The following is a 6109-nucleotide window of genomic DNA, read 5'->3' on the forward strand; positions in this document are numbered from 1 at the left end:
TGGCCCCCGGATGTTCACCGATCGGAGATTTGTCAATGACTACGCGCCGCCAATTCGTCCAGTCCGCCGCTTCGCTTGCTGCGCTCGGAGCCTTTCCCCTGGGCGCTTTCGCCCAGTCGTTCGATGCCGTGAAGATCGTCAACGGTTTTCCCGCCGGCGGCACGGCCGACAGCACCAGCCGCCGCGTAGCTGAAAAGCTCGGCGGCACGCCGTACTCCAAGAGCGCCGGCGTCGTCGAGAACAAGCCCGGCGCCGGCGGACGCATCGCCTGCGAAACGGTGAAGTCGGCCAATCCGGATGGCTCTGTGCTCCTGCTCACGCCCTACTCGTGCACCGCCATCTACCCGCACATCTACAGCAAGCTCAGCTACGACCCGTTCAAGGATCTCGTTCCCGTGTCGATGGGCGCGGTGATGACGCACGCCCTCACGGTCGGCCCGATGGTACCGGCCAGCGTGAAGACGGTGAAAGACTTCCTGGCATGGGCCAAGGCCAACCCGAAGGACGCCAACTACGGTTCGCCCGCCGCCGGTTCGACGCCGCACTTCCTGGCAGCGCTGCTGGGCATCAACACGGGCGTCGATCTCAAGCACGTGCCGTACCGCGGTTCGTTGCCCGCCGTGGCGGACATGCTCGGCGGACAGTTGGCTTCCACGTCGACTCCAACCGGCGACGCGCTGGCCAACCATCGCGCCGGCAAGGTCCGCATCCTCGCGACGTCGGGCGCCAAGCGCACGCCGTTCACGCCTGAAGTGGCCACGTACGCGGAACAAGGCTTCGCCGACTTGACCACCGAAGAATGGTTCGGCTTCTACGCGCCGGCCAAGACGCCGGCATATGTCGTCGCCAACGCCAACGCCGCGATCAACGCCGCGCTGCGCGAGCGCAGCGTCATCGAGTCGCTGGCCGTGATGGGCCTGGTAGCCCACGGCTCATCGGCAGCCGACATGGACAAGAGCCAGAAGGAAGAATTCGCGCGCTGGGGCCCGCTGGTCAAGAAGGTCGGCTTCACGGCGGAGTCGTGATGAGCGCCGCGACGGGGCGCCGCGTGATGCGCGCCGCCTTGGCGGCCGCATGCGTCGCTGCGCTCGCCGGATGCGGCAGCACGCCGCATCGGCCCACGGCCAAGGCTGCCGCGCCCGCCAGTGCCGCGATGGCGTGCGACGCACTGGCTGCGCGCTTCGCGTTTCCGCAAACGCGGTTGCTGTCGGCTGAACGAATTGCCGCGGGCCAGCTGACCCTGCCGGGCATCGCCCAGCCCATGCCCGAGCATTGCGTGGTCAAGGGCGTGATGCACGAGCGCACCAGTCCTGTGGACGGCAAGCGCTACGCGATCGGCTTCGAGATGCGCCTGCCCATCGCGTGGAACGGCCGCTTCTTCTATCAAGCGAATGGCGGGCTGGACGGCTTCCAGACGCCGGCCTACGGCGACATCCTGGGCGGCGGCCCCGCAACCAATGGCCTGCAGCAAGGCTTCGCCGTCATCAGCTCGGACGCCGGGCACGCCTTCGACCGGACGAGCCCGATCGGGGGTGCGACGTTCGGCCTCGATCCGCAAGCCCGCCTGGACTACGGCTACAACGCGGTGGCGCAGCTCACGCCGATGGCCAAGACGCTGATTCGCACCTACTACGGCAAGACTCCGGACGTCTCGTATCTCGTAGGCACTTCGAACGGCGGCCGCCACGGATTCGTCACCGCGTCGCGGCTGCCGCAAGAGTACGACGGCATCCTGGTCAGTACACCGGGTTGGCGGCTTCCTCGCGCGGCAGTGGCCCAAGTCTGGGGCGCGCAGCAGTTCGCGGGCATCTCCAAACCCAACGCCTCGACCGGGCGGCCCGACCTCACGACGGCGCTCACGCCGGCCGACCTCGCGGTCTTCGCGCGAAGCGTCCTCGCCCGATGCGACGCCCTCGATGGCCTGGCGGACGGCATCGTTTCCGACGTGCAGGGCTGCCAGGCAGCGTTTCGCATCGAGCGCGACGTGCCGACGTGTTCGGCCGCCACGGGTGCAGGCACGTGCTTGAGCGATGCGCAAAAGGCGGTGCTCGGCAAAGTACTGGCGGGGCCCAAAGACCGCGCCGGCGCGGCGGTGTACGCCGGCCTTCCTGCCGACCCGGGCATCGCCGGGCGCGACTGGGGCGCGTGGAAGTTCGTCAACAGCGTGGGCCCGCGCGACGCGATCGCCATCGCGTTCGTGTTCAGCACGCCGCCCGCTTCGCCCGCCGTGGTGACGGGCCAAGGCAACACACTCATCGACTACGCGCTGTCGTTCAACCTCGATCGCGACCTCCCCACCATCTTCGCGACCAGTGGCCCCTACACCGAATCGGCGATGAGTTTCATGACGCCGCCCGATCCGGCGATGCGCGCTTTCGTGGCTCGCGGCGGCAAGCTCCTGGCGTTCCACGGCACGGCGGACCCGGTGTTCTCCGCGCTGGACACCGTCGCGTGGCTCGATGCATTCCGGCAGGTGCACGTCAGCGCGGCAGACCAGCACGCGCGCCTGTACCTGGTGCCCGGCATGAACCACAGCCGCGGCGGGCCAGCCACCGACCAGGTCAACATGCTGGATGCGCTGGTGAAGTGGGTGGAGCAAGGCCAGGCGCCCGAGGCTGTTGTCGCGCAGGCGCGTGGGCCGGGTTCTGCCGTTCCCAACCCCGAGGTCCCGGCGACCTGGAGCCCCACGCGCACGCGCCTCCTGTGCCCCTACCCACAGGTCCCGCGTTATCGTGGCGGCGATGCGGAGTCCGCCGCCAGCTTCCGTTGCACGCCATGACGAAGCGAGGACTGGCGCGCTATGCTCGCCGCTCCGCCCGATGATGAACGTGCCCGCCCGCAAGACTCCCAGCCCCGCGCCCGCGGTTGATGCCGTCGACACCAGCTACCTCGAAGGCCTGCTGGGGTACAACGCGCGGCGGGCGGCACTGGCCGTCATCGAAGTCTTCATGGAGCGCATGGCGCCGTACGACCTGAGGCCGGTGGATTTCTCCGTGCTCTCCCTCATCACGCACAACCCGGGCATCACATCGCGCCAGTTGTGCAGCACGCTGGGCATCCTGCCGCCCAACCTGGTGGGCATGATCAATGCGCTGGAAAAGCGCGAACTCATCGCGCGCAAGCCGCATCCGCGCGACGGCCGCGCCATGGGACTGCACCTCACCCCGAGCGGCCTGAAGTTGATGCGCGATGCCGAGCGCACCGCAGCGGCGCTCGAAGCCGAGGTCTCGGGGCGCCTCTCGCCCACCGAGGCCAAGACCCTGATCCGCCTGCTGAAAAAAGTCTACCTGTAGTTTGCCTCGTTGCGGTTTGCTGACGCTGCTATTGTTTGTATAGCGGCAAGTGCGTACACTCCGTTCCCCGCCGTCCAAAAAACAAAACCGGCTCGAGGAGCACGTCTGGCATGAGTTCCAAGGAAAACGCCGCCATCAGCCAGCTGCTGGGGCTGCTGGAGGCGCGCTATGCGATCCGGGTGCTCTGGGCCTTGCGTGACGGCCATGCGCAGACGTTTCGCCTGCTGCAGGACAGCGTGGGCGGCATCACCCCCAACACCCTCAACACCCGGATCAAGGAACTGCGCGAAGCGGGACTCGTCACGCACGGCAGCGACGGCTACGTCGTCACGCCTGCGGGCGCCGATCTGCTCAAGCGCCTGCACGAACTGCCTGCGTTCGCGGCCAAGTGGGTCGCGAGCCAGATCAAGAAGAAAGAGAAAGCCGCATGATTGCCCACCTCGAAGCCGCACGCGTGTTGCCGGCGGACGCGCACGATGCGCTGCTCATCGGCCGCGTGCATGTCGAAGGCACGGGAGCCGTTGTCGTGCAGGTGCGCCCCGACGGCGTGTTCGACCTGTCGCACCTGGCAGCCACGTGCAGTGAGCTGCTCGAACTGCCCGGCGCCGCCGCTGCCGTGCGCGCCAGCCAGGGAAAGCGCATCGGCGCCACGCCCGACATCCTGTTGAACAGCGCGTACGACGCGCGCAAGCCTTCGCTGCCCTGGTTTCTGGCGCCGTGCGACCTGCAGGCGATCAAGGCCGCCGGTGTCACGTTCGTCGCGTCGATGCTCGAGCGCGTGATCGAGGAGCAGGCGCGCGGCGATGCATCGCGTGCGGAAGAAGTTCGCGCCGCCGTGGTCTCCGTGATCGGCGAAGACCTCGCGGCCGTGCGGCCAGGCTCCGCCGAAGCGGCGCGCTTGAAAGAGGTGCTGGTCGCGCAAGGCATGTGGTCGCAGTACCTCGAAGTGGGCATCGGCCCCGACGCCGAAATCTTCACCAAATCGCAGCCCATGAGCTCGGTGGGCACCGGTGCGGAAGTCGGCATCCATCCCGCCAGCACCTGGAACAACCCCGAGCCGGAGATCGTGCTGGCCGTGAACGGCCGCGGCCAGGTGGTGGGCGCATCGCTCGGCAACGACGTGAACCTGCGCGATTTCGAAGGCCGCAGCGCGCTGTTGCTGGGCAAGGCGAAAGACAACAACGCGAGTTGCGCGATCGGCCCATTCATCCGCCTGTTCGATGATGCCTTCGGCATTGACGACGTGCGCCAATGCGACTTGGCGATGCAGGTTCTCGGCCCGGAGGGCTTCGTGATGCAGGGCTCGAGCGCCATCTCCATGATCAGCCGCGACCCGCTCGATCTGGCCGGTCAGGCCATCGGTGCCAATCACCAATACCCGGACGGCTTCATGCTGTTCCTGGGCACCATGTTCGCGCCCACGCAGGACCGCCATGGCCCGGGCCAGGGCTTCACCCATGTCGTCGGGGACATCGTTGCGGTGTCGACCCCGCGCCTCGGTACACTCGTCAATCGCGTCAACACCAGCGACAAGGTGGCACCGTGGACTTATGGCACAGCCGCGCTCATGCGCGACCTCGCCCGCCGCGGACTGCCGCGTTGAACCCATCAAAAGCAAAGGAACACCCATGATCACCACACCCTCCGGCCTGCAATACGAAGACACGACCGTGGGCGGCGGCGCCGAAGCCACCAAAGGCCAGCACGTGCACGTGCACTACACCGGCTGGCTCTTCAACGACGGCCAGCAAGGCGCAAAGTTCGATTCCAGCCTGGACCGCAACGATCCTTTCGCCTTCTCGCTGGGCGCCGGCATGGTCATCAAGGGCTGGGACGAAGGCGTCGCCGGCATGAAGATCGGCGGCAAGCGCACGCTCATCATCCCGCCGCAGCTGGGTTATGGCGCGCGCGGCGCGGGTGGCGTGATTCCGCCGAACGCCACACTGAAGTTCGACGTCGAACTGCTCGACGCCCACTGAGCCGCTTCAGTCGTCATTGCGGCCCCGGATCGCGGGGCTCTCTCTTTGGCTGTCATTGCGGACTTGATCCGCAATCCATGACTCCTTGCCTGTGCTCTGAGGCCGCGCGCGGCAACGCCGTGCATGGCCGGGCCGCGGCGCGATGGCTACGGCGTCCGGCATCACTTGCTCTCGCAAGCTCCTGCCGGAGTCCCCGCGCTGGACGGTCTTGCGGCCCACCGCGGGCGCCTGTGCTTTATTCGCGCCGCGGCCCGGCCATGCACGGCGTTGCGGTGACAGGGTGGCGTGCCAGCGGTGGTGCGCCGACGTGTCGGCGGCCCCGTGAAGTGTTGGCACTCTACCGGTGGCGCGCCTCGATGATTTGCGAAGCTGTGCGTGGGCGGGCTGTGGCGCGAATAAAGCCCAGGCGCTTGCGGCGGGTGACCGCGCGACCCAGCACGGCTTCAGCCGTGCGACCGTCTCATGCTCGCGAAAATTGTTTGAGTCGCAGCGTAGCGGAGGCGAGTTTTTTCGCGCGGGTCGCGGGGTCTCCCGGCGCAAGGGATTCGGCTGGAGGTGCGAAGCACCGAAGCCGAACGCCGTAGCCATCGCGCCGCAGCCCGCCCACGCACAGCTTTGCCACGCGGCCTCAGAACACAACGAATGAATTCGGGTTCATGGATTGCGGATCAAGTCCGCAATGACAGCCGGGGTCATGGATGCCGGATCAAATCCCATAAGCGCTAACTTAAACACTGACTTCTGAGATATCCTTCTGCTGTTGCATCAGCTGAGTCGGAGGTGTCCCATGGAGCAGTTGGCAGAGCAGGCCCAGGACGAGGCGATCGGCCTGGGTGA

At 67.2% G+C, this 6109-nt stretch carries 6 protein-coding genes; all 6 read left to right on the forward strand.

The features are described from left to right. Positions 1–35: 35 nt before the first annotated feature. Complete coding sequence (locus EEB15_RS30705) at positions 36–1025, forward strand: Bug family tripartite tricarboxylate transporter substrate binding protein (RefSeq protein WP_141513792.1); 990 nt, start codon at positions 36–38, stop codon at positions 1023–1025. After that, positions 1025–2779, forward strand: coding sequence for a tannase/feruloyl esterase family alpha/beta hydrolase (locus tag EEB15_RS30710; protein ID WP_233259694.1), 1755 nt, complete (start codon positions 1025–1027; stop codon positions 2777–2779). Before EEB15_RS30705 ends, EEB15_RS30710 begins: the two co-directional genes overlap by 1 nt. 40 nt (positions 2780–2819) lie before the next feature. Beyond that, complete coding sequence (locus EEB15_RS30715) at positions 2820–3293, forward strand: MarR family winged helix-turn-helix transcriptional regulator (RefSeq protein WP_141513793.1); 474 nt, start codon at positions 2820–2822, stop codon at positions 3291–3293. A 110-nt stretch (positions 3294–3403) separates the two neighbouring features. After that, positions 3404–3724 (forward strand): helix-turn-helix domain-containing protein, encoded by a 321-nt coding sequence (locus EEB15_RS30720; protein WP_141513794.1) that lies wholly within the window; start codon positions 3404–3406, stop codon positions 3722–3724. Continuing rightward, positions 3721–4896: a fumarylacetoacetate hydrolase family protein gene (locus EEB15_RS30725; RefSeq protein WP_141513795.1), complete on the forward strand. Its 1176-nt coding sequence runs from the start codon at positions 3721–3723 to the stop codon at positions 4894–4896. Before EEB15_RS30720 ends, EEB15_RS30725 begins: the two co-directional genes overlap by 4 nt. A 25-nt stretch (positions 4897–4921) precedes the next feature. After that, positions 4922–5272 (forward strand): FKBP-type peptidyl-prolyl cis-trans isomerase, encoded by a 351-nt coding sequence (locus tag EEB15_RS30730; protein WP_141513796.1) that lies wholly within the window; start codon positions 4922–4924, stop codon positions 5270–5272. The last annotated feature ends 837 nt before the right edge of the window (positions 5273–6109 follow it).

It is taken from the genome of Ramlibacter sp. WS9 (assembly GCF_003797765.1).
Lineage (GTDB): Bacteria > Pseudomonadota > Gammaproteobacteria > Burkholderiales > Burkholderiaceae_C > Ramlibacter.

What these genes read in the sequence shown, in the direction of transcription:
- EEB15_RS30705 (WP_141513792.1), top strand. Translation starts at nt 36, where the DNA reads ATGACTACGCGCCGCCAATTCGTCCAGTCCGCCGCTTCGCTTGCTGCG.
- EEB15_RS30710 (WP_233259694.1), top strand. Translation starts at nt 1,025, where the DNA reads ATGAGCGCCGCGACGGGGCGCCGCGTGATGCGCGCCGCCTTGGCGGCC.
- EEB15_RS30715 (WP_141513793.1), top strand. Translation starts at nt 2,820, where the DNA reads ATGATGAACGTGCCCGCCCGCAAGACTCCCAGCCCCGCGCCCGCGGTT.
- EEB15_RS30720 (WP_141513794.1), top strand. Translation starts at nt 3,404, where the DNA reads ATGAGTTCCAAGGAAAACGCCGCCATCAGCCAGCTGCTGGGGCTGCTG.
- EEB15_RS30725 (WP_141513795.1), top strand. Translation starts at nt 3,721, where the DNA reads ATGATTGCCCACCTCGAAGCCGCACGCGTGTTGCCGGCGGACGCGCAC.
- EEB15_RS30730 (WP_141513796.1), top strand. Translation starts at nt 4,922, where the DNA reads ATGATCACCACACCCTCCGGCCTGCAATACGAAGACACGACCGTGGGC.